This window comes from Shewanella acanthi, assembly GCF_019457475.1.
Taxonomy (GTDB): Bacteria; Pseudomonadota; Gammaproteobacteria; order Enterobacterales; family Shewanellaceae; genus Shewanella; species Shewanella acanthi.
Genome location: NZ_CP080413.1, coordinates 3,163,793 through 3,182,972, shown reverse-complemented (window position 1 = coordinate 3,182,972; position 19,180 = coordinate 3,163,793). Strand labels below are relative to the sequence as shown.

Sequence of the window (19,180 nt, the reverse complement as noted above, 5' to 3'; positions counted from 1 at the left end):
ACTCCGCAATGGTATAAAGGCTATATTGTTTCTACCGCGTTCAGTTGAGGGCTGACATTGAATCTTCACATTTATGTTTCAGCTTATTTAGCGTGCCTCACTAGCCACTGTCATCATCTAAGCACTCCATAATTGGTTTTTCAGCTGCTGATACAGAAACTGAGGGCATTGTAATTTTGCTCCCCATTGCTATTGAATCTATCAATAGCAATGTTCTGGGGTTAGGTTCAAGCGATAGTTCCACCTTATTTACGTTGTTGGGCTGCATGAGGCACTGGGGAATTATTCTCGGTTTCCTATTTCTTATTCACTGAATATCAAGTAATTTTGGCTTAACTTCCTCGATATTTGGACAGAAGAATTATGACCCTTACTTTGTCAGCGATGCAGCCGATTTCAAAACAACATAAGGCCTTTTTACGCAAGTTGTATTTGGCGCATTTAATGGATGATGAACGTCATAATCTGTTGTCATTAAACAAGTTAACGGGAATGCCAAGGCGCACACTGCAGGATGCTATCGCCTCCTTCGTGGATATCGGGATTCACGCTGAGTTTGTGCAGGATGGCAGCCGTAATAATGCGGGTTACTATCGAGTAGTGACTTGGGGTCCCATCAGCAGTGCTTGGGTCGATACCCACGTGAATGATATAGCCAAGGTGATTGGTGTTACCCCAAGTGATGGCGGCGAATGACGGAGCGCGGCTTCTGGTTTGATACTGAGCCTGAGTTACAGGCAAGAAGTGTATCGGCGCCGATAGAGCAAGAAATTGATGTTGATGTTGCCATCATTGGCGCTGGCTATTCTGGATTGTGGACAGCCTATTACTTGAAGCAATATCGACCCCAGCTATCCGTGGCTATCCTCGAAGCAAACACTGTTGGTCAAGGTGCTTCTGGGCGCAATGGCGGCTGGTTGATGGGAAGCTTTAGCGGTGATGTGAATTATTTAAATAAGCTCGACGGTGAGCCGCGCCAGCTCGCCAAGGCCATTATTCAAGATACCATTCATGAAGTATCCCGAGTCTGCCAAGCACAGGGTATCGATTGTGATTTACACCATGGGGGAAATTTGAGGGTTGCAGCTCGATATCCCGAGCAACATCAAACGATCAAACATGAGCTTAGCTATTGGCGTGAGCAGGGATTTACCGAGGCAGATATACGCTGGCTCGATAAAGCCGAATTAGATAATCAAGTGAAGATGGCCAAAGGGCAAGCAGCCTTGTTTACGCCGCACTGTGCCCGCATACACCCTGCAAAACTAGTGTGTGGATTAGCCGATACGGTGAAGCGCCTCGGGGTGAAGATTTATGAGAACTCGGCCGTCGTCGGTATCAGGCATAATAGTGCAGGTAGTACCCAACTACGGACTGCTAAGGGGCGTATCACTAGCCGTATTTATATCCCTGCGCTCGAAGGGTATCAGCGTGAATTCGGGGAACTTGCGCGTTATTCTTTGCCTGTTCAAAGCCTTTTAATCGCCACTGAGCCATTAACCTATGCCCAGTGGCAATCAATTGGCCTCGATAATCGCCCAACCTTCAGCGATGCTAGTCGCATAGTGACCTATGGCCAACGCACTCCTGATAACCGTTTAATCTTTGGTGCCCGTGGTGGCTATCAGTTTGGCGGAAAAATCCGTACCGAATTTGGTTTTAATGCAACTGAATTTAATGTAAAGCATCCATCACAGAGCCAAGCCGACTTTCGTTTCCGCCATCGATTATTACTGGCGTTATTTCCGCAACTTGAGGGCGTGAATATTACCCATGGCTGGGGAGGAACGCTGGCCATTGCCCGCGATTTTGCTCCCCATGCGGTGTTTGATCCCCATTCAGGTTTAGGCTTTATTGGTGGTTATGGTGGTGAAGGCGTAGGGGCGGCAAACCTGTTCGCCCGCACCTTAGTCGATTTAATCCTTGAGCGTAAGACGCTGCTTAGTACCATGCCTTGGGCATTTAAGACCGATGTAAAAAAAGTGCTCAAGCCCTGGGAAAGCGAACCGTTTCGCTATCTTGGCTACCATAGCATGAACCGTGTCTTTGCCTGGGAAGATAGACTCTACAGCAGGGGAGAAAGCTCAACTTGGCAAAGGAAACTGGCCAAAGGATTAGCCGACAGACTCGAGGGCATGATGTCATAGCGCCTTACTAAAACATGCAGTCAACGCTGCCATTAGCGCAGCAGATATAGGCCGAAACCTAACCAGCTAACTAGCAGTAGAGTGAGGCAAATCCAAGTGGCGGTCGTAAATTGAGAGAGTGCGCTTTCGTACTCATCACTTGGCTCATCTTCAAATGCGATGCTGGCTTGGGCCTTAGATTTTAATTGTTGCTTGCGAAATTTATCCCGCTCACGGGCCTTTGCTTTTTGCTGTTTTTTATATTCGGCGATACCCTTTTCAATCCCTTGGGCGATAAGCTTAGTTTGCTCCTTGGTCTGCCCCGGTTTTTGGATGGACTTTGCGACAGCAAGGGCATCTTGCTGAGTTTCTGCTGAAATTGTGGGTTTCATTTTTGCACCATTACGAAGGTTAAGCGCCTATTATACCTAAATCTTTTACATCAAACTTTTCTTCAAATTTATTTAACTAGGTTATTGATGTTTTTACACCGAAGATGTCCTAGTCAGTTGTGTTATGGGAAGGAATAACTGTGAATTTATCGAGCAACAAATCCGCGCTAGTTACATCTGAAGATGACAATATCGTAAATTCGTCGGCGAAAATGAATATTCGTCAACGCGCCGTATTGCCTTGGATTTGGAAGTTTCTTAAACCCTATCGTCTGCAAGTGATGGCCGCCTTAGTGTTTCTTATGATTGGCTCCCTCGCTTGGTTATCCATGGGGCAGGGAGTGCGCTTGATGGTGGACGAGGGCTTTATTAAAGATAATGCGGCAAGGCTGAATGAAATTATCCTGCTGGTTCTTGGGATTACCGCCTTGAGTGGCACAGCGGTGTTTTGTCGTTTCTATTTAATGAGCTGGCTTGGGGAACGGGTGAGCGCTGATATTCGTCTTACTGTTTACAATCAACTGCTTAAATTGTCTCCAGCTTTTTATGCCAAGATCAGAACCGGTGAAGTGATCTCCCGTTTTACCGCCGACTCCACTCTGCTGCAAACCGTGGTAGGGTCGAGTTTGTCAATGGCGCTGCGTTCGAGTGTCACCGTGATTGGTGGCCTTGGAATGATGGCGCTAACGAGTGTAAAGATGACGCTGTTAGTATTACTCGCGGTGCCATTAGTGCTAGGTCCCGTTGGCTTTTTTGGTCGCAAAGTGCGGGCATTGGCGCGAGACAGCCAGGATAGAGTTGCCGATCTTGGCGCCTACGTCGATGAAACCTTACATGAAATTCATACGGTGCAAGCCTATGGTCATGAGGATAAGGATCGCACCCTGTTTAATGACAGAGTTGAGGATGTGATGAGCGCTGCCAATGGACGGATACGCTATCGGGCGCTACTCATTTCTTCGGTAATGTTTTTAAGTATTGCCGCTATTGCTTTAGTGACTTGGGTTGGCGCCCACGATGTGATGGCTGGCAAGATGACGGGGGGAGAGCTCTCGGCCTTTATGTTTTACGCGGTGATGGTTGCAGGTGCCGTTGCCACTATCAGTGAGGTCGTGGGGGAAATTCAGCGCGCATCGGGGGCGGCGGAGCGCCTGATTGAGTTGGCTGAAACCGAGGTAGATATTCCCGCCCCCATAGAGCCACACCCTTTACCTATGCCGGTAAAGGGTGAACTTCAAATCGCTAAATTGAGTTTCCATTACCCTGAGCAATCGGGCCTAGTACTTAAACAAATCGATCTGGCGATCAAGCAAGGTGAGCGTGTGGCCCTTGTGGGGCCTAGTGGGGCAGGTAAGAGTACTTTGTTCCAATTACTGCAGCGGTTTTATGTACCATCAGAGGGGAAAATTACCCTCGATGGCGTGGATATCGCAATGCTTTCACCGACGGATTTACGGGCACAATTTGCATTGGTGCCCCAAGACTCGGTTATCTTTGCAACCAGCGTGCTTGAGAATGTGCGTTATGGGCGAGTGGATGCGACCGAGCAAGAGGTGATTGATGCCTGTATTGCCGCCCGTGCCCATGAATTTATTAGTGAGTTTAGCGAAGGGTATCAAACTTACCTTGGGGAGCGTGGAGTACGTTTATCGGGCGGTCAAAAGCAGCGTATTGCGATTGCCAGGGCCATCTTGGCCGATAGGCCTATTTTGTTACTCGATGAGGCGACGAGTGCGTTGGATGCGGTCAGTGAGCAAAAGGTTAAGCAGGCGCTGGATGTGTTGATGGCTGGTAAAACGACCCTGATTATCGCCCATCGTTTAGCGACAGTGATCAATGCCGACCGAATCTTTGTCTTTGATAAGGGCGAAATCGTCGCGAGTGGCAAGCATCAGATGTTGATGCAAACGAGTGAGTTATACCGCGAGTTTGCAAGCCTTCAGCTGCTTACTGAAGATGCGCCAGTGTGATAATCCTAAAATAAAACCCCAGTACTTGAAGCACTGGGGTTTCTTATTCATACACTGCCTTGAGCTGATTAGGCCTGAGTTTTCAGCTCGCGGCGCAGGATCTTACCGACTGTGCTCTTCGGAAGTTGTTTCATAAACTCGATAGCTTTAGGCAATTTATAGGCTGTTAGCTGTTCACGGCAATAGCTTAGAATGGCACTCTTCATTTCGGTTGGATCAACGCTGTCGTCTTTTAATACGATAAAGGCTTTCACCGCTTCACCAGAATGCTCATCTTTCACGCCAATCACTGCACACTCGATAATATTCGGGTGGCTAGCTAACACGTTTTCCACTTCGTTTGGATACACGTTAAAACCGGATACGATGATCATATCTTTTTTACGATCAACGATTTGGTGAAAGCCATCTTCAATTTGCACTGCGATATCGCCTGTCTTGAAGAAGCCATCGGCAGTCATCACATTGGCCGTTTCTTGGGGATTATTCCAGTAACCTAGCATGACTTGTGGTCCACGGGCGGCGAGTTCGCCAGCTTCACCTAGAGCAACTTCTTCACCGTTCTCATCCAGCAGTTTCACCTCAGTGCTGAGTACTGGCTTACCAATGGTTCCCAGTCTTTGATGCCCAGGAGCGTTGAGCGAAATCACCGGTGAGGTTTCAGATAATCCGTAACCTTCACTGATCATCACGCCTGTCGTTTGTTGCCAAATATTAGCGGCGGCGGCTGTCAGTGCTGTCCCACCTGAGATAGTGATTTTAAGGTGGCTGAAATCCAACGCTTTAAACTCGGGTTGGTGGCAGAGTCCGACGAACAGCGTATTTAGTCCTGCAAATCCTGTGAACTTAAACTGTGACATAGTTTTGATTAACCCATTGATATCACGTGGGTTAGGGATCAACACTGAGCAAGCACCGCACTCGAAGTACAGCACTAAATTCACCATAAAGGCATAAATGTGGTAGATGGGCAGTGGAGCAACAAATATCTCTTCACCTTCAACTATGGTGCTACCAATACGGGATTTAACCTGAGCGGCGTTAGCTAGCATGTTGGTATGGGACAGCATGGCACCCTTAGATAAACCCGTAGTGCCACCAGTATATTGTAGTGCGGCTAAATCACCTTGATTGGGTGTGAAGCGGGTAAAAGGTAGTTCAGCCCCTTTTTTAAGTACGTCACAGAACTCGACATTTTTAAGGCCGGTTTTAGGCTGTACCTGTGGATCGATGAGATCTAATGGATGGGTAGAAATGACCAATTCCAGCGGCGTATTAGCGACAACCTTGGCTAGAGTAGGTAACAGATCTGATAATACAACCAGTGCCTTAGCACCAGAATCATTAAATTGATGAATTAGCTCACGTTCAGTATACAGAGGGTTTGTGTTAACTAAGATAAGACCTGCTCTGAGTGCACCATACGCTGCGATCACAAACTGGGTAATATTGGGTAATTGAATCGCAATGCGATCGCCTGGTTGCAACGTGGTGTTGTTTTGCAAATAGGCGGCAAAATAGCGTGAGTCGCGTTCTATTTCATTAAAGCTGCTTGTTTTCCCCAAACAAACATATGCATCTTTGTCACCGAAGCGTTGGCTGGTTTGTTCGATTAAGTCAATAAGAGAAGAGTATTTGCCAAGATCGAGTTGAGGATATTGATCGTATGCCATGCCTAATTACCTCAAAATAGGTTTATTCGTTGTTATTATTTTAAAATCAAACGGGTGTTTAGATTAGAGGGACAGACCTAGCAGGTCAATGTTTATCGTTAATTTATTGTGGTTGTTGTGTAGATTATCTACTTGTAAAAATAGAATTTTTACTCTAAATGTTAAAGGTGGAACACGTCCGATGAGATAAAGATGCGAAGAAATTTTTAGATTAAAAATCAGCAGTTAGATTTGAATAATCCTAAGTAATATTTTGATATAGGTCACATTTTATCGCTTCGCAACCTAGTGTATCAGCAAATGCTGAACCCCCTTTCTTTTGGTCGTTTTTTGTTCGCCTTCAATTGCGACTTATAAATCATGCTTGTTTTTTGAACGATTGAGTTTCTTTTCATTTTGGTTTGAATGTCATTGATCCGCTCTTGGCCTCAACGGATATCATTTCAGCAGGAACATGAATAACCCTAATCATAGGCATTAATTGCTGGATCATTTACTCTATTTGTTATAAAAATGTTTTGTAAATGTTTTGTTTTGGTGCGAGAAAATAACAGCCACAGTTGAGGGCGTTCGTAATCAGAATCAAAATATTTAAGTAATGCTTACTTTAGATCTTTTCTTGGTCTAATGGGTTTGACAGCTGTTGAACAAATAAAGCAATTTCTGCCCACCTTTCCAGAAATTTGCCTTTACCTATTTGAAGTATCCAAAAGGGCTGCAATGCAGCCCTTTTTCTTGGCGAATATCCCTGCGATAACATTCAATAACACAGTTCGAATAAGAGTTTTAAGGACAATATTTGACGCATTCAGTTGCAATTGCACTTTTGCACCCATCGCAGAGAATTTGTAAGCTTGCCACAAAATAAATACAAATAAACAAAGGACTTTTATGGCAAGCAACAGATTAATTAAGCCTCACTTTTTGACCCGATTAAGTGCAATCTTTTTGCCCCTATTATTGCTCATTACCATGGCATCGCAGGCAGAGCCCAGCAAAAAGCCCGAGGTAAGAGTAGAAAAAATTGTGCCGGAAGTGGTGAAAACCAGCCATCGCTTTTCAATCCGAAATCAAAAAATCAGTTACCAAGCAATCGCAGGTGAGACTCTGCTTGAGGATGACAAGGGCGAGCAACAGGCGAGTATTTTTTCCATCACCTATCTGCGTGACGATATTAAAGACGCCACTAAACGCCCTGTGACTTTTATTTTTAATGGCGGGCCAGGTTCAGCTTCATTATGGTTACACATGGGGCTCTTTGGTCCAAAACGGGTTGTTGTCCCTGGTGATGGTCAAGATGATGGCGCAGCACCTTATCGGATGGAAGCCAATGAGTTTTCGATGTTAGATGAATCGGACCTAGTATTTATCGACCCCGTTGGCACAGGTTTTAGTCGCGCACTGGGTGAGAAAAAGGCAGCTGATTATTGGGGCGTTAATGAGGATGCGCAGTCGATAGCCGAATTCATCCGCCGTTGGCTGATTGAACATAAGCGCTGGAATTCACCTAAATACCTTGCTGGGGAGAGTTACGGCACGACACGTGCTGCGGCCTTAGTGGATGAGTTGCAAGGTGGCTGGACTGATATTTCCGTCAACGGTGTTATGCTGATTTCATCTATTTTGGATTTCAGTCATGCCCGTTATCAACCGGGTAATCATCAGCCCTATATCGGCTTTTTACCCACAATGGCGGCGACAGCTTTTTACCATAATAGAGTCAGTGATGCCGATAGGGCGTTAGGGTTAGAACAATTTGTTGAACAAGCGCGACAATTTGCAATTAAAGACTATGCGCTCGCGCTATTGCAGGGTAGTCGATTAGCTGAAGCAGAATATCAAACAGTGAGAACGGAATTAGCCCGTTTCACGGGGCTGAGCGAGCACTATCTTGATAGGGTCAATCTGCGAGTGAGTGCCAGCCGTTATACGAAGGAACTACTTCGTGATCAAGATTTAACGGTCGGGCGATTAGACAGTCGTTACACAGGCAAAGATTACGATAGTGGTGGTGACTCAACCGATAATGATCCCTCTGGCTATGGTATCGATGGTGCCTATACTGCTGCGATGCACCAATATCTTTACGAGGATTTAGGGGTTAAATTGTCTCGCCCCTTCAATGTATTATCCACCGATGTCAACCGGGGCTGGAATTGGAGCGTAAGCGGCAAACAAATGCACTATGTAAACGTGGCACCTTATCTTGGCCAAGCACAGCGCGAGAATAAAGATTTACGTATCTTTGTGGGCAATGGTTACTTTGATTTTGCAACGCCGTTTTTTGCCACCGAAAATACCTTTGCCGATAATGGCATAGATAATAGCCGAGTGACTATGCATTATTATAAAGCGGGGCACATGATGTATGTTGAGCCACAATCTCTGGCGCAGCTTGCTAAGGATATTCGCGATTTTTATCATCCTAAATAAGCGCCTAAGAGGAGTTACTCCTCTGGATTGTGAGTGATAGAATTCCACCATTGTTAAGGCCCTTGTAGGGCCTTTTAATTCTTCAAGGCATTAGGCATGAGTTTTAGTACTTGGTTAGGGTTACTGGCTATTTGTTGTCTGGGTGCTATGTCACCTGGACCGAGCTTGGCTATGGTTGTGCGTCATACATTGGGTGGCGGTCGTGCTAAGGGAATTGTGTGCGCCTGGGCGCACTCTATTGGTATTGGTATTTATGCGTTAGTTACGCTATTGGGTTTAGCATTAGTGCTAAAAAAAGCGCCGCTAGTGTTTAATGGCATTGCGATTATCGGCGCCCTATATCTTGCTTGGATGGGTATTCAAGCGCTGCGTTCAAACGGTGGGATGCAGACCAAACTTGCTGCAGGTGAACCTACCGATGCGCTTACAGCGGCTCGTGATGGCATTGCTATATCGCTTTTTAATCCCAAAATTATGCTATTTTTCTTGGCGTTATTTAGTCAATTTGTGATGGCGGCACAGACGCTGACAGGACAGGTGATTATCGTGATAACGCCATTAGTGGTCGATGGTCTTTGGTATACCTTAATTGCGCTTATTCTTTCTCATTCGAGCGTATTGCCCAAGTTGAGGGAAAAAGCCGGTCTAATTGATAAACTCTCTGGTGTAGTGTTAATCCTATTGGCGCTTAGGGTGGTCTATAGCCTTTAATAAACAGCGCTTAAATAAAAAACGCCATCGATGGATGGCGTTTTTTATTGGAAAAGTCGCTCGCATTAAACCTTAAAAATTTGCACCGACTCGTCAACATGAGCTGAGTCTTCAGCGATCGCGGGTGGGTTTGCGATATGATCGTCCAAATTCTCATTAAGCATTTCACGGTACTCTGCACTAAACCAATTTAGGGCTTCTTGTTTTTCTGCCACCAAGTCTACCGATTTAATTGCGGCTTCAAAGGCATTAAAACGTGCAGCTGCGAAACGTAGCGCCGTTCCGACTTTGCCCACATCTTCTTCCTGCTGGCTAAGCTGGTTTGCTAGTGCAATAAATTGATCGGCAAGTTCAAAAATAGTGGTGTTGCTGGTTTCGGTCATTGCATACGCTCTGAAAATAATAAGTGTTGGCCGATTCTATCCTAAATTTAGCTGGAAGGAATGGTTCAAGCTTAACTATTGGGATCTGAATCTAGGGTCGAAAATTCCATTGTGAGTACGTCATCGATGGCGGAAATCAGGCTTGATATATGACTGGTCGTATTAAAGCGTAAATATAAATCTGAGTGTCGATCACATACATTTTACTGTGCTCGGTGATGATTCATCTTCTGTTCAGTTTTCCGCTCGCATACTGGCGCCAATTAACAGGAGAACTGTCATGAAAGCCATTAAACTCACACTGTCAGCTTTGCTACTCACTGTAGCTTCATACTCGGCCGTTGCGGCAGATGTTGGGGTGTCGATTGATATCGGCGACCCAAATTTTTACGGTCAAATCAATATCGGTAAATTTCCACGTCCACCTGTGATTTACGAGCAACCCGTGATTATCCAGCAGGCACCGGTTATGTATGAGCCTATTTATCTACGCGTACCGCCAGGCCATGCGAAAAAATGGCGTCGCTATTGTGCTAACTATGGCGCTTGTGGTCGTCCAGTCTATTTTGTTCAGGATGGTTGGTATCGTGACGAGTACGCACCCCGTTACCGCTCCCATAAACACGAAAAACATTACCACAAACACCACGATAAACATTATGACAAGCATGACCGCCGTAAAGACCGAGACGATGGTGGTCGAGGTCATGGGCACGGCCATGGTCATTAATGAATACGTTTGAAAATTGCCCCTGCAAAGGTAGTTTTTTTAACACTCTGCTGTTGGCTGATTAGATTATTGCGGTAACACCTTCATTTAGTCGGTTTGAAATGTGGCAGTAGCGGGCGATTATGACACTGAGCAGTTTGGTTAATGTGGCTAATTAATGCTGCTTATTGGCAAGAGTTGTCAACACAGGGGATTTAAAACCGAGTCAAGCTTGTCAGAGCGTACTATCACTTTTAAGCTATCGGCATTGTAACTTTGAGTAGAGAAAGTGATTTTGACGACCTGGCAGGCATTTATCGACCATCAACGCAACGAGCCTTATTATCAAAAGCTCATTGCGTTTGTGAATCAAGAGCGGGAAGCGGGTAAGGTGATTTATCCGCCTAAGGATGAGGTCTTCAATGCCTTTAAGGCCACACCCTTAGAAAATGTGCGGGTCGTGCTGATTGGTCAAGATCCTTACCATGGCCCAAATCAGGCCCACGGCCTGTGCTTCTCGGTTAAGCGTGGCATTAAACCACCACCCTCATTAGCCAATATGTACAAAGAGTTACTCACTGATATTCCTAGTTTTAGGATTCCTGAACATGGTGACTTAAGTCGCTGGGCAGAGCAGGGCGTTTTAATGCTCAATACCGTATTAACCGTAGAGCAGGGGCTGGCCCATTCCCACGCTAAGGCCGGTTGGGAAGCGTTTACTACTGAAGCGTTAAAGCTGTTAAATGCCCAAGAAAGACCCATTATTTTTGTGCTGTGGGGAAGTCATGCCATTAAGAAAGGTGCGGTCATTAATGCCAAGCATCATCAAATTCTTTCTGGGCCGCATCCATCGCCTTTATCGGCCTATCGGGGTTTTTTTGGTTGTGGGCACTTTTCCAAGGTCAATGAACTGTTGAGCGCTAGGGGAGAAGCACCTATTGAGTGGCAGGTGTAAATCTACACTTCACAAATAAAAAAGCCTTACCAGAGTCTATCTTGGTAAGGCTTTTTTATCACTTTAGATACTCGATTCAGCAATTAGTGATTGCGGTCAACGGCAATCTTAGCCAATGAAATCAAGGCTGTCTTAAATGCACTGTCTGGCAATATCGACAATGCTGCAATCGCTTTGTCTGATTCTTCTACTGCCTTATGTTGAGTGTAGGTCAGAGCGCCGCAGTGATGCAGTGCTGCAACAATCTGTTCAATTGCGTGGGTACCATCGCCCTGCTCAATTGCTTGACGAATAAGCTGCTTTTCTTCATCGGTGCCATGGGCAATGGCATAAATGAGTGGCAGGGTTGGCTTACCTTCCGCTAAGTCATCGCCAATGTTCTTACCAAGCTCTTCACTGTCAGCGGTGTAGTCGAGCAAATCATCGGTTAGCTGAAACGCTGTACCTAAATACTTACCGTAATCCCCTAATGCCGTTTCCTGCTCGGGCGTTGCACCTGCAAGCACGGCAGCAAGTAAGGTTGCGGCCTCAAATAGCTTGGCGGTTTTACAGTAAATGACCCGCATATAACTTTCTTCTGTGGTGTCAGGATCTTTGCAGTTCATTAACTGCAGCACTTCACCTTCGGCTAGGACGTTAGTGGTATCAGCAAGCACGCGTAATACGCGCATGCTGTCGAGCTCGGTCATCATCTGGAAAGAACGGGTATAAAGGAAGTCACCCACAAGTACGCTGGCACTATTACCAAAAAGGGCATTAGCGGTTTCACGGCCACGGCGTAGGGTGGATTCATCGACTACATCATCATGGAGTAGCGAAGCGGTATGAATAAACTCTATAATCGCTGCCAATTTCAAGTGATCTTCACCTTGGTAATTGACCGCTCTGGCGGCTAGCACAGAGAGTAATGGGCGTAGACGTTTTCCACCGCCATTAATGATATAGAAACCCAGCTGGTTGATTAGGGCGACATCTGATTCGAGCTGTTTATATATCAGCTGATTGATCGCTTGCATATCAGTGTCAGCCAGTTGACGAATAGCGTTTAAATCCATAATAGACTCTGGTTGTGGGGCCATTACGTACCCGGCCTCTATTTAGGCTCATGTATTATATAAGAAGAATTTTACCTAAAATTCTGACATATGACAGTACTAGCACTACTAATGTGCGAGTTATTCCGGCCTTTTTTTATTCTTTCCTAATTAGGGCTTGCCAGATGGCGATTCTTCGCGTAAACTCCGCGCCCATTGTCAATAAAGTTTTTGTAGCACCCTGCCTCCCAAATGTGTGGGCCAGCGTGTTAGGAATATCGGAGTAAAATAGCTATGTACGCTGTTTTTCAAAGTGGTGGTAAACAACACCGTGTAGCCCCAGGCCACACAGTTCGTTTAGAAAAGTTAGAAGTTGCTACTGGTTCAACTGTTGAGTTCGATCAAGTTCTGTTGATCGCTGACGGTGAAACTGTACACGTTGGTGCTCCTTTAGTAGCTGGCGGTAAAGTCGTTGCTGAAGTAGTAAGTCATGGTCGTGGCGAGAAAGTAACTATTGTTAAATTCCGTCGTCGTAAGCACCACGACAAGAAGTTGGGCCACCGTCAGTGGTTCACCGAAGTTAAAATTACTGCTATCAACGCATAATAGGAGTCTAACTCATGGCACATAAAAAAGCTGGCGGTTCTACTCGTAACGGCCGTGATTCAGAAAGTAAACGTCTTGGTGTTAAGCGCTTTGGCGGTGAATCAGTTCTAGCTGGTAACATTATCGTTCGTCAACGTGGTACTAAATTCCACGCTGGAGTAAACGTGGGTATTGGTCGTGACCACACTCTGTTTGCTCTGACTGACGGTAAAGTAAAATTCGAAGTTAAAGGTCCTAATAACCGTAAGTTTATTAGCATCGAAGCTTAATTTTCGAGTCTAGCTTATACTGTAAAGCCCCGCCTTTGGTGGGGCTTTCTGTTTTTTGAGTCTCTATTTTTCTCGGAGCAAGATAGTTTGATAAATCTTTATCAAATTGAGGATCTTGACTGGTAAAATTGGGGGCAATATCTCGAGTTTTTTGGCGACCGATGAAGTTAAACGGTATAATTCCTTCATTCAGTGATGCCAGGAGTAAGTATGAAGTTTGTCGATGAGGCAGTAATTAGGGTCGAAGCGGGCGACGGCGGTAGCGGTTGTGTGAGTTTCAGACGCGAAAAGTATATCCCTGATGGTGGTCCTGATGGTGGTGATGGTGGCGACGGCGGTAGCGTTTATCTTGAGGCCGATGAAAACTATAACACACTGATTGAATACCGTTTCGAACGTTTTCACATGGCCGAGCGTGGTGAGAACGGTCGTGGTCGTGACTGTACTGGCCACAGCGGTAAAGATCTGGTCTTAAAAGTACCAGTGGGTACTCGCGCCATTGATGATGAAACTGAAGAAGTACTAGGTGATTTAACGACCCATGGTCAAAAATTACTGGTTGCTAAGGGTGGCTTCCATGGTTTAGGTAACACTCGCTTTAAGAGCAGTACTAACCGTGCTCCACGCCAAAAAACCTTAGGCACTCCTGGTGAAGTTCGTAGCCTTAAGCTCGAGCTATTGTTACTGGCGGATGTAGGCTTACTTGGTATGCCAAACGCGGGTAAATCGACTTTCATTCGCGCGGTATCCCGTGCTACGCCAAAGGTAGCAGATTATCCTTTCACGACTTTAGTGCCTAACCTAGGTGTGGTTAACCCTCGTCCTGGACAAAGCTTTGTGATCGCCGACATTCCTGGTTTGATCGAAGGCGCTGCCGAAGGGGCTGGTCTGGGTATTCGCTTCCTGAAACACTTAGAGCGTTGCCGTATCCTGTTACACATCATTGATATCGAACCGATTGATGGTACCGATCCAGTCGATTCGGCTCGCGCGATTGTGGGTGAACTCGAAAAGTATTCTCCAAAATTGGCGAGTAAGCCTCGTTGGTTAGTCTTCAATAAGTCAGATTTACTGCTAGAAGAAGAGCTTAAACAGAAAGTTGACCGCGTGGTTAAAGAATTAGGTTGGGAAGGTGATGTATACACTATTTCTGCCTATGGCCGTGACGGCACGAAAGAATTAGCGACTAAACTGCTCGATTTCATCCAAAGTCTTCCTCCAGAAGATAAAGATGCGAATCCTGATGCAGAGGTTGAGTTTAAGTGGGATAACTATCATCAGGCCAACATTGATTCAATTAATGAAGACTATGATGATGATTTCGATGACGACTTTGATGATGACGACTACGACGTAGAAGTAATCTACCAAAGATAATCCCTATATCTAATTTGAGAGTTCTGTGTACGCTGATACTCAAAATGATATTACTCGGCAGGTTGTGCGAGTCGCACAATTGTTATTGGCCTACGGTGCTGAATCTGATTTGGTTGAAGAAATCAGCCAGCGCCTAGGTCAGGCCTTGGGGCTTGCGAGCGTCGAGCTCTCCATCTCTTCAAATTCCCTCGTATTAACCAGTTTGGTCCATGGTCGTTGCATCACCACGACCCGAAGGATCCGTGAACATGGCATCAATATGGCCATCGTCTGCGAATTACAACGTATCTGTTTACTCACCGAAAAGGGCCTTTACGGACCTAATGAAGTGCGAAAACGCCTTGCTCGAATCGAGCCTAAAACCTATCCGCCATATCTTGTTATCCTGATGATAGGTTTGTCCTGCGCCAGTTTTTGCCATCTATTTAATGGCGATCTTGCCGCCTCTGTGATTACCTTTTTTGCTTCGGCCGTTGGCATGTCGGTACGTTTAGCCATTGCAAAGCGCCATTTTAATTTACTAGTTAACTTTTCAATTACAGCCTTTGTTACTAGCCTACTAGCGCAGACAGGGTACGTGTTTCAATTGAGTGACACCCCGCAGGCGGCAATGGCCGCCAGTGTGTTAATGCTGGTACCGGGCTTTCCGATGATCAATGCCATCTCCGATATGGTGAAAGGACATATGAACGTCGGTATTTCCCGTTGGGGACATGCGACCCTATTAACTGTCGCATCGGTGATTGGCATTACTATTGCCATGCAGTTAGGTGGTAATTTCCTATGATGGAATTGATAATCCTGCTACTGCATGATGCCTTTTTCTCCGCCATTCCAGCGGTGGGATTTGCCATGGTGTTTAATGTGCCTAGACGCTTTTTACCTTATTGCGCACTCGCAGGCGCATTAGGCCACAGCTCGCGTACCTTTATGTTGCAATATGGAATGCCGATTGAATGGGCGACCTTTGTCGCTGCGGCTATCGTCGGCACTATCACCATAGGTTTTGCGAAACGCCATTTAGCGCCGCCACTGATGTACGCAGTGGCCGCTATTATCCCTATGATCCCAGGAACTTATGCCTTTAATACCGTGATTGCCCTAGTGCAATTGACGGCCCAGTCCCAAGTGAGTCAAGAATTGACGGGACAGGTCATCAGTAATGGTTTAAAAACCGTTTTCATTTTGGGGGCGCTGTCAGTGGGCTTAGCGTTACCCAGCCTGCTGTATTTTAGAACTCGTCCAGTCATAAAATAATTATCCCTACAACACAGGAGTGAACATGCGCATCGCTATGATTGCCGCCATGGCAAACAATCGAGTCATCGGAAAAGATAACCAAATGCCTTGGCATTTACCCGAGGATTTACGCCATTTTAAGGCGATGACTCTAGGTAAACCCGTAGTGATGGGGCGTAAAACCTTTGAGTCGATAGGAAGACCACTGCCTGGCCGCCATAACATAGTGATTTCTCGGCAAGCCGATTTAGTAATTGAAGGCGTGACCTGTGTGACATCATTCGAGGCCGCCAAAGCGGCTGCTGGAGAGTGTGAGGAGTTAGTCATTATCGGCGGTGGTCAACTCTATGCAGAGTTTTTGCCGTTAGCCGATAAACTGTATCTCACTGAAATTAATTTAGATGTTGAGGGCGATACCTATTTCCCCGATTGGAATGATGGACAATGGCAGGTAACTGAATCTAAAGCGGAAATAAATGCTCAGGGGCTAGAATATCGCTTTATCAACTTGATAAAAGAGTGTTAAATTAACCCTTGCTCTTGTGTTACACCCTGTACGTATGGATTGTCAATATATCTTATGTATTGAATCGTAGCAGGTGGTTTTCGCCGAGGATCGGATTTTAGGATTTATTAATCCATCTGGCTTTACACTAACAACAGAGGCTTATATCGCGAGATATACAGGCAGTCCATACACACTAAATAAAACAATAAGAAAGTAAGGAGTATCGGATGCGTTTGATGCCTATCGCCGTGGCAGCTGTTATGGGTCTTAGTGTTGTTGCGATGCCAAGCCCTGCTAAAGCGGGTGAAGCGGATCCATTGGTTGCCAGTATCTGTGATTATGTCAAAGCCAATGATAAAAACCGTTTGCGTAAGAAACTCAAAGAAAACCGCGTAAAACTGCGCCAAATCTACAGTGGCATTAGCTGTGATGGTCAAAGTTTATTGCGTACCGCCTATGGCGCGAGTGCCAATGATGCAGGTGAATTTGTTGCCAAGCGTTTATCGGCCCATGAATTGGGTATCTCTGAAAGAGATGGTCTAACGATTGAAGCTTGGGCCGTAGCCAATGGTCACGGTGCTAGCCCTATCACCGCTGCGGTGAAGGAACGTTTAGGTGGCGCAGCTGGCGGCGAAGAGGATTAATCTTAAGTCGCTCAACGCTTCACTATCTACACAAAAATGCCGAGCTTAAGCTCGGCATTTTTATTGGCATTTTATTAAAGTTTAACTGCTGGAAAAGACCCCAATTTATATTATTAGTTAGACCCTAAACTCACCCACAGAGGATTGCAGCTCTTCAGCCAATTTAGCCACTTGGTGGCTCGATTGCGCAGTTTGGTCGGCGCCAATCGCAGTTTCTTCCGAGATCGCCGCAATGTGTTCAAGCTTTTCAGATACTTGTTGACTGACTAGGTTCTGTTCTTGTGCGGCGTGTGCGATATGAGTGCCGGCATCATAGGCCTTATGCACAGATTGGCTGATAGTCTCTAACGCGACATTGGCTTGCTCGGTTTTTTCAACACAGGCATTGGCTTGGGCGCGACCCATTTCCATCGCAGCTACCGCTTGCTGAGCACCCTGCTGCAGCACTTCGATCATTTGTTGGATCTCGCGGGTCGAATCCTGGGTTCTTGAGGCTAAGCTTCTGACTTCATCTGCAACCACGGCAAAGCCACGACCCTGTTCACCGGCGCGGGCCGCTTCAATGGCAGCGTTAAGTGCCAGTAGATTGGTTTGTTCGGCGATACTCCGAATCACATCTAAAATTGAGCCAATTGATGCACTGTCCGCTTGAACTTTATTGATCACTTGTCCCGCTTTACTGACTTCCTCTGCCAGTGCCAAAATAGTGCGTTTGTTGTCTTCGGCAATAACACGCATGTGTTTTGCCTCCTGATCAGCCTGCTGAATTTGCGCAAGGGCGTCATCGGCACTCATCGACACTTGCTGGGCACTGGAGCTCAATTCAGTAGTTGCCGTAGCTACCTGATCCACTTGACTCTTTTGCTCTTGAATACCCGAAGTGGTTTGGGCCGTAATGGCAGATGTTTGCTCTGCTGCGGCCGCTAATTGATTTGAGCGGTCTAAGATGCCCACGATTAAACTACGTAGGCTGTCGACTAAACGATTACAGTTTTTTGCAAGTTCGGCAAATTCATCGTGGCCAGAGTCATCAAGCTTATGGGTCAAATTACCCGATGCCAACACATTGAGCGCGTTATTCACTTGGTTTAATGAGCGTTTAAGTGGGGTGACGACGGCAAAACTTATCCCAATTGCTGCTGCTATTGCGATCAGGACAACGATAACGGTATACAGGCTCGCATTATCAATTTGAGCAATGGTCTCTTGGCTCATATTGGCCGCGACCTGCTCGATATTATTGCTCACCGATTCCATATTACGGTTAATCAGTTTGACGTCATTTTCGATGGTGCTTAGTTGCTCGGCACTGTTTTTAACGTGGGTGAGTTGACGTAGTTTGAGGGATTCTATGGCATCGCTACCCTCGAACATATTCAGTACTTTGGCAATATCACCACCGAGTGAGGTTAATAATTCGGCATCGACTAAGCCCTGGCCGTGGCGATTAATGTAGTCGAGCTTATCGCGGGTTTCACTGAGGATATAGCTAAGCTCCTTTGAAATCAGCTCATGTTTACTGAATTCTTCATTACTGACCAGATCAGCGATGGTGGTGATGATATTACTTAAACTTGTATCGATAGCATTTGCTGAAGCTGCCAAGCTTTGAGCATCAGTATTGGTGCTGCTCTCCAGATCGGTAATATCCAGCAGCATCGATGAGGCGTCATCGGCGGCATTTTCGAGTTGCTTTTTCATGCCAATAAGCTGTTCTTGGACTTTAAGTGCTGCTTCACGCTCACGAAGCATTGCAGTGCTATCGCGTTCAAAGGTCACAAAGCTGTCGTTTAACTGTTTGATTTCCGCCGAGAGCTTCGGCTGACTTGTTACCAATTGGGTTAAGCGAGTGATCTCGGTTTTAAATTGATTGGCGTGGGTATTAAATTGCGCGCGAAGCTCAGGAATGTTGCTCGATTTTGTTGAATGATACGCCACTAACACCTGACGCTGTTGTTCACTTAATGTTTCGGTTAGGCGATTCGTCGCTTTAAGTGCTGGCAGACTTAATTCCTGTGTCATCGCCGAGCTTTCTTTAAGATTGATATTGGTTAGATAGGAGGTGAGCCCCAACAACATCAGTAAAAGCGTGACGACGCCAAATCCACCCACGACTCGGGTGGCTACATTAACTTTCATAGGAGACTCCGG

The 19,180-nt window shown here is 46.0% G+C and carries 19 protein-coding genes; 14 read left to right on the top strand and 5 right to left on the bottom strand.

The window, feature by feature from the left end:
- The first annotated feature begins 363 nt into the window (after positions 1 to 363).
- Positions 364 to 696, top strand: coding sequence for a winged helix-turn-helix domain-containing protein (locus tag K0H61_RS13710; protein WP_220049971.1), 333 nt, complete (start codon positions 364 to 366; stop codon positions 694 to 696).
- The gene (locus K0H61_RS13705; RefSeq protein ID WP_220049969.1) at positions 693 to 2,147 is read left to right on the top strand and encodes an NAD(P)/FAD-dependent oxidoreductase; all 1,455 of its coding nucleotides are present in this window, start codon (positions 693 to 695) and stop codon (positions 2,145 to 2,147) included. The genes K0H61_RS13710 and K0H61_RS13705 overlap by 4 nt, the downstream gene beginning before the upstream one ends.
- Positions 2,148 to 2,179: 32 nt before the next feature.
- Here the strand turns inward: K0H61_RS13705 and K0H61_RS13700 are convergent, their stop codons facing one another.
- Positions 2,180 to 2,518: a DUF2956 domain-containing protein gene (locus tag K0H61_RS13700; RefSeq protein ID WP_220049967.1), complete on the bottom strand. Its 339-nt coding sequence runs from the start codon at positions 2,516 to 2,518 to the stop codon at positions 2,180 to 2,182.
- Positions 2,519 to 2,730: 212 nt separating this feature from the next.
- On the opposite strand from K0H61_RS13700, the gene K0H61_RS13695 reads away from it, so the two are divergent.
- A complete protein-coding gene (locus K0H61_RS13695) occupies positions 2,731 to 4,488 on the top strand; it encodes an ABC transporter transmembrane domain-containing protein (RefSeq protein WP_220052723.1) in 1,758 nt (585 codons plus the stop codon).
- 68 nt (positions 4,489 to 4,556) lie between these two features.
- On the opposite strand, the gene K0H61_RS13690 is transcribed toward K0H61_RS13695, so the two are convergent.
- Positions 4,557 to 6,161, bottom strand: coding sequence for an AMP-binding protein (locus K0H61_RS13690; RefSeq protein WP_220049965.1), 1,605 nt, complete (start codon positions 6,159 to 6,161; stop codon positions 4,557 to 4,559).
- 891 nt (positions 6,162 to 7,052) lie between these two features.
- Here K0H61_RS13690 and K0H61_RS13685 point away from each other — a divergent pair.
- Both K0H61_RS13685 and K0H61_RS13680 read left to right on the top strand, forming a co-directional pair.
- Complete coding sequence (locus tag K0H61_RS13685) at positions 7,053 to 8,594, top strand: S10 family peptidase (RefSeq protein WP_220049964.1); 1,542 nt, start codon at positions 7,053 to 7,055, stop codon at positions 8,592 to 8,594.
- Between the two features lie 96 nt (positions 8,595 to 8,690).
- Positions 8,691 to 9,305 (top strand): LysE family translocator, encoded by a 615-nt coding sequence (locus K0H61_RS13680; RefSeq protein WP_220049962.1) that lies wholly within the window; start codon positions 8,691 to 8,693, stop codon positions 9,303 to 9,305.
- Positions 9,306 to 9,370: 65 nt separating this feature from the next.
- Here K0H61_RS13680 and K0H61_RS13675 read toward each other — a convergent pair whose 3' ends face one another.
- Entirely contained in the window at positions 9,371 to 9,688 is a 318-nt protein-coding gene (locus tag K0H61_RS13675) for a DUF3144 domain-containing protein (protein ID WP_220049960.1), read from the bottom strand.
- 280 nt (positions 9,689 to 9,968) lie between these two features.
- Here K0H61_RS13675 and K0H61_RS13670 point away from each other — a divergent pair, with 280 nt between their 5' ends.
- Together K0H61_RS13670 and ung are read left to right on the top strand one after the other, a co-directional pair.
- Entirely contained in the window at positions 9,969 to 10,418 is a 450-nt protein-coding gene (locus tag K0H61_RS13670) for a hypothetical protein (protein ID WP_220049958.1), read from the top strand.
- A 268-nt stretch (positions 10,419 to 10,686) separates the two neighbouring features.
- On the top strand, positions 10,687 to 11,352 hold the full coding sequence (gene ung, locus K0H61_RS13665) for a uracil-DNA glycosylase (protein ID WP_220049957.1): 666 nt from the start codon (positions 10,687 to 10,689) through the stop codon (positions 11,350 to 11,352).
- Between the two features lie 83 nt (positions 11,353 to 11,435).
- Here the strand turns inward: ung and ispB are convergent, their stop codons facing one another.
- Positions 11,436 to 12,407: an octaprenyl diphosphate synthase gene (gene ispB, locus K0H61_RS13660; RefSeq protein WP_220052717.1), complete on the bottom strand. Its 972-nt coding sequence runs from the start codon at positions 12,405 to 12,407 to the stop codon at positions 11,436 to 11,438.
- A 273-nt stretch (positions 12,408 to 12,680) separates the two neighbouring features.
- On the opposite strand from ispB, the gene rplU reads away from it, so the two are divergent.
- From rplU to K0H61_RS13625, 7 genes are all read left to right on the top strand, one after another.
- Positions 12,681 to 12,992 (top strand): 50S ribosomal protein L21, encoded by a 312-nt coding sequence (gene rplU / locus K0H61_RS13655; RefSeq protein ID WP_220049956.1) that lies wholly within the window; start codon positions 12,681 to 12,683, stop codon positions 12,990 to 12,992.
- Positions 12,993 to 13,006: 14 nt separating this feature from the next.
- Positions 13,007 to 13,261 (top strand): 50S ribosomal protein L27, encoded by a 255-nt coding sequence (rpmA, locus tag K0H61_RS13650; protein WP_007650346.1) that lies wholly within the window; start codon positions 13,007 to 13,009, stop codon positions 13,259 to 13,261.
- Positions 13,262 to 13,471: 210 nt separating this feature from the next.
- Positions 13,472 to 14,638 (top strand): Obg family GTPase CgtA, encoded by a 1,167-nt coding sequence (gene cgtA, locus K0H61_RS13645; RefSeq protein ID WP_220049954.1) that lies wholly within the window; start codon positions 13,472 to 13,474, stop codon positions 14,636 to 14,638.
- 25 nt (positions 14,639 to 14,663) lie between these two features.
- Entirely contained in the window at positions 14,664 to 15,425 is a 762-nt protein-coding gene (locus K0H61_RS13640; protein WP_220049952.1) for a threonine/serine exporter family protein, read from the top strand.
- Positions 15,422 to 15,895: a threonine/serine exporter family protein gene (locus K0H61_RS13635; protein ID WP_220049950.1), complete on the top strand. Its 474-nt coding sequence runs from the start codon at positions 15,422 to 15,424 to the stop codon at positions 15,893 to 15,895. Before K0H61_RS13640 ends, K0H61_RS13635 begins: the two co-directional genes overlap by 4 nt.
- A 25-nt stretch (positions 15,896 to 15,920) precedes the next feature.
- Positions 15,921 to 16,403 carry a type 3 dihydrofolate reductase gene (gene folA, locus K0H61_RS13630; protein ID WP_220049948.1) on the top strand — a complete coding sequence of 161 codons (483 nt, stop codon included), beginning with the start codon at positions 15,921 to 15,923 and terminating at the stop codon, positions 16,401 to 16,403.
- Positions 16,404 to 16,612: 209 nt separating this feature from the next.
- On the top strand, positions 16,613 to 17,029 hold the full coding sequence (locus K0H61_RS13625) for a DUF3718 domain-containing protein (protein ID WP_220049947.1): 417 nt from the start codon (positions 16,613 to 16,615) through the stop codon (positions 17,027 to 17,029).
- 117 nt (positions 17,030 to 17,146) lie between these two features.
- Here the strand turns inward: K0H61_RS13625 and K0H61_RS13620 are convergent, their stop codons facing one another.
- Positions 17,147 to 19,168, bottom strand: a complete 2,022-nt coding sequence (locus K0H61_RS13620) for a methyl-accepting chemotaxis protein (RefSeq protein ID WP_220049945.1) — start codon at positions 19,166 to 19,168, stop codon at positions 17,147 to 17,149.
- Between the last annotated feature and the right edge of the window lie 12 nt (positions 19,169 to 19,180).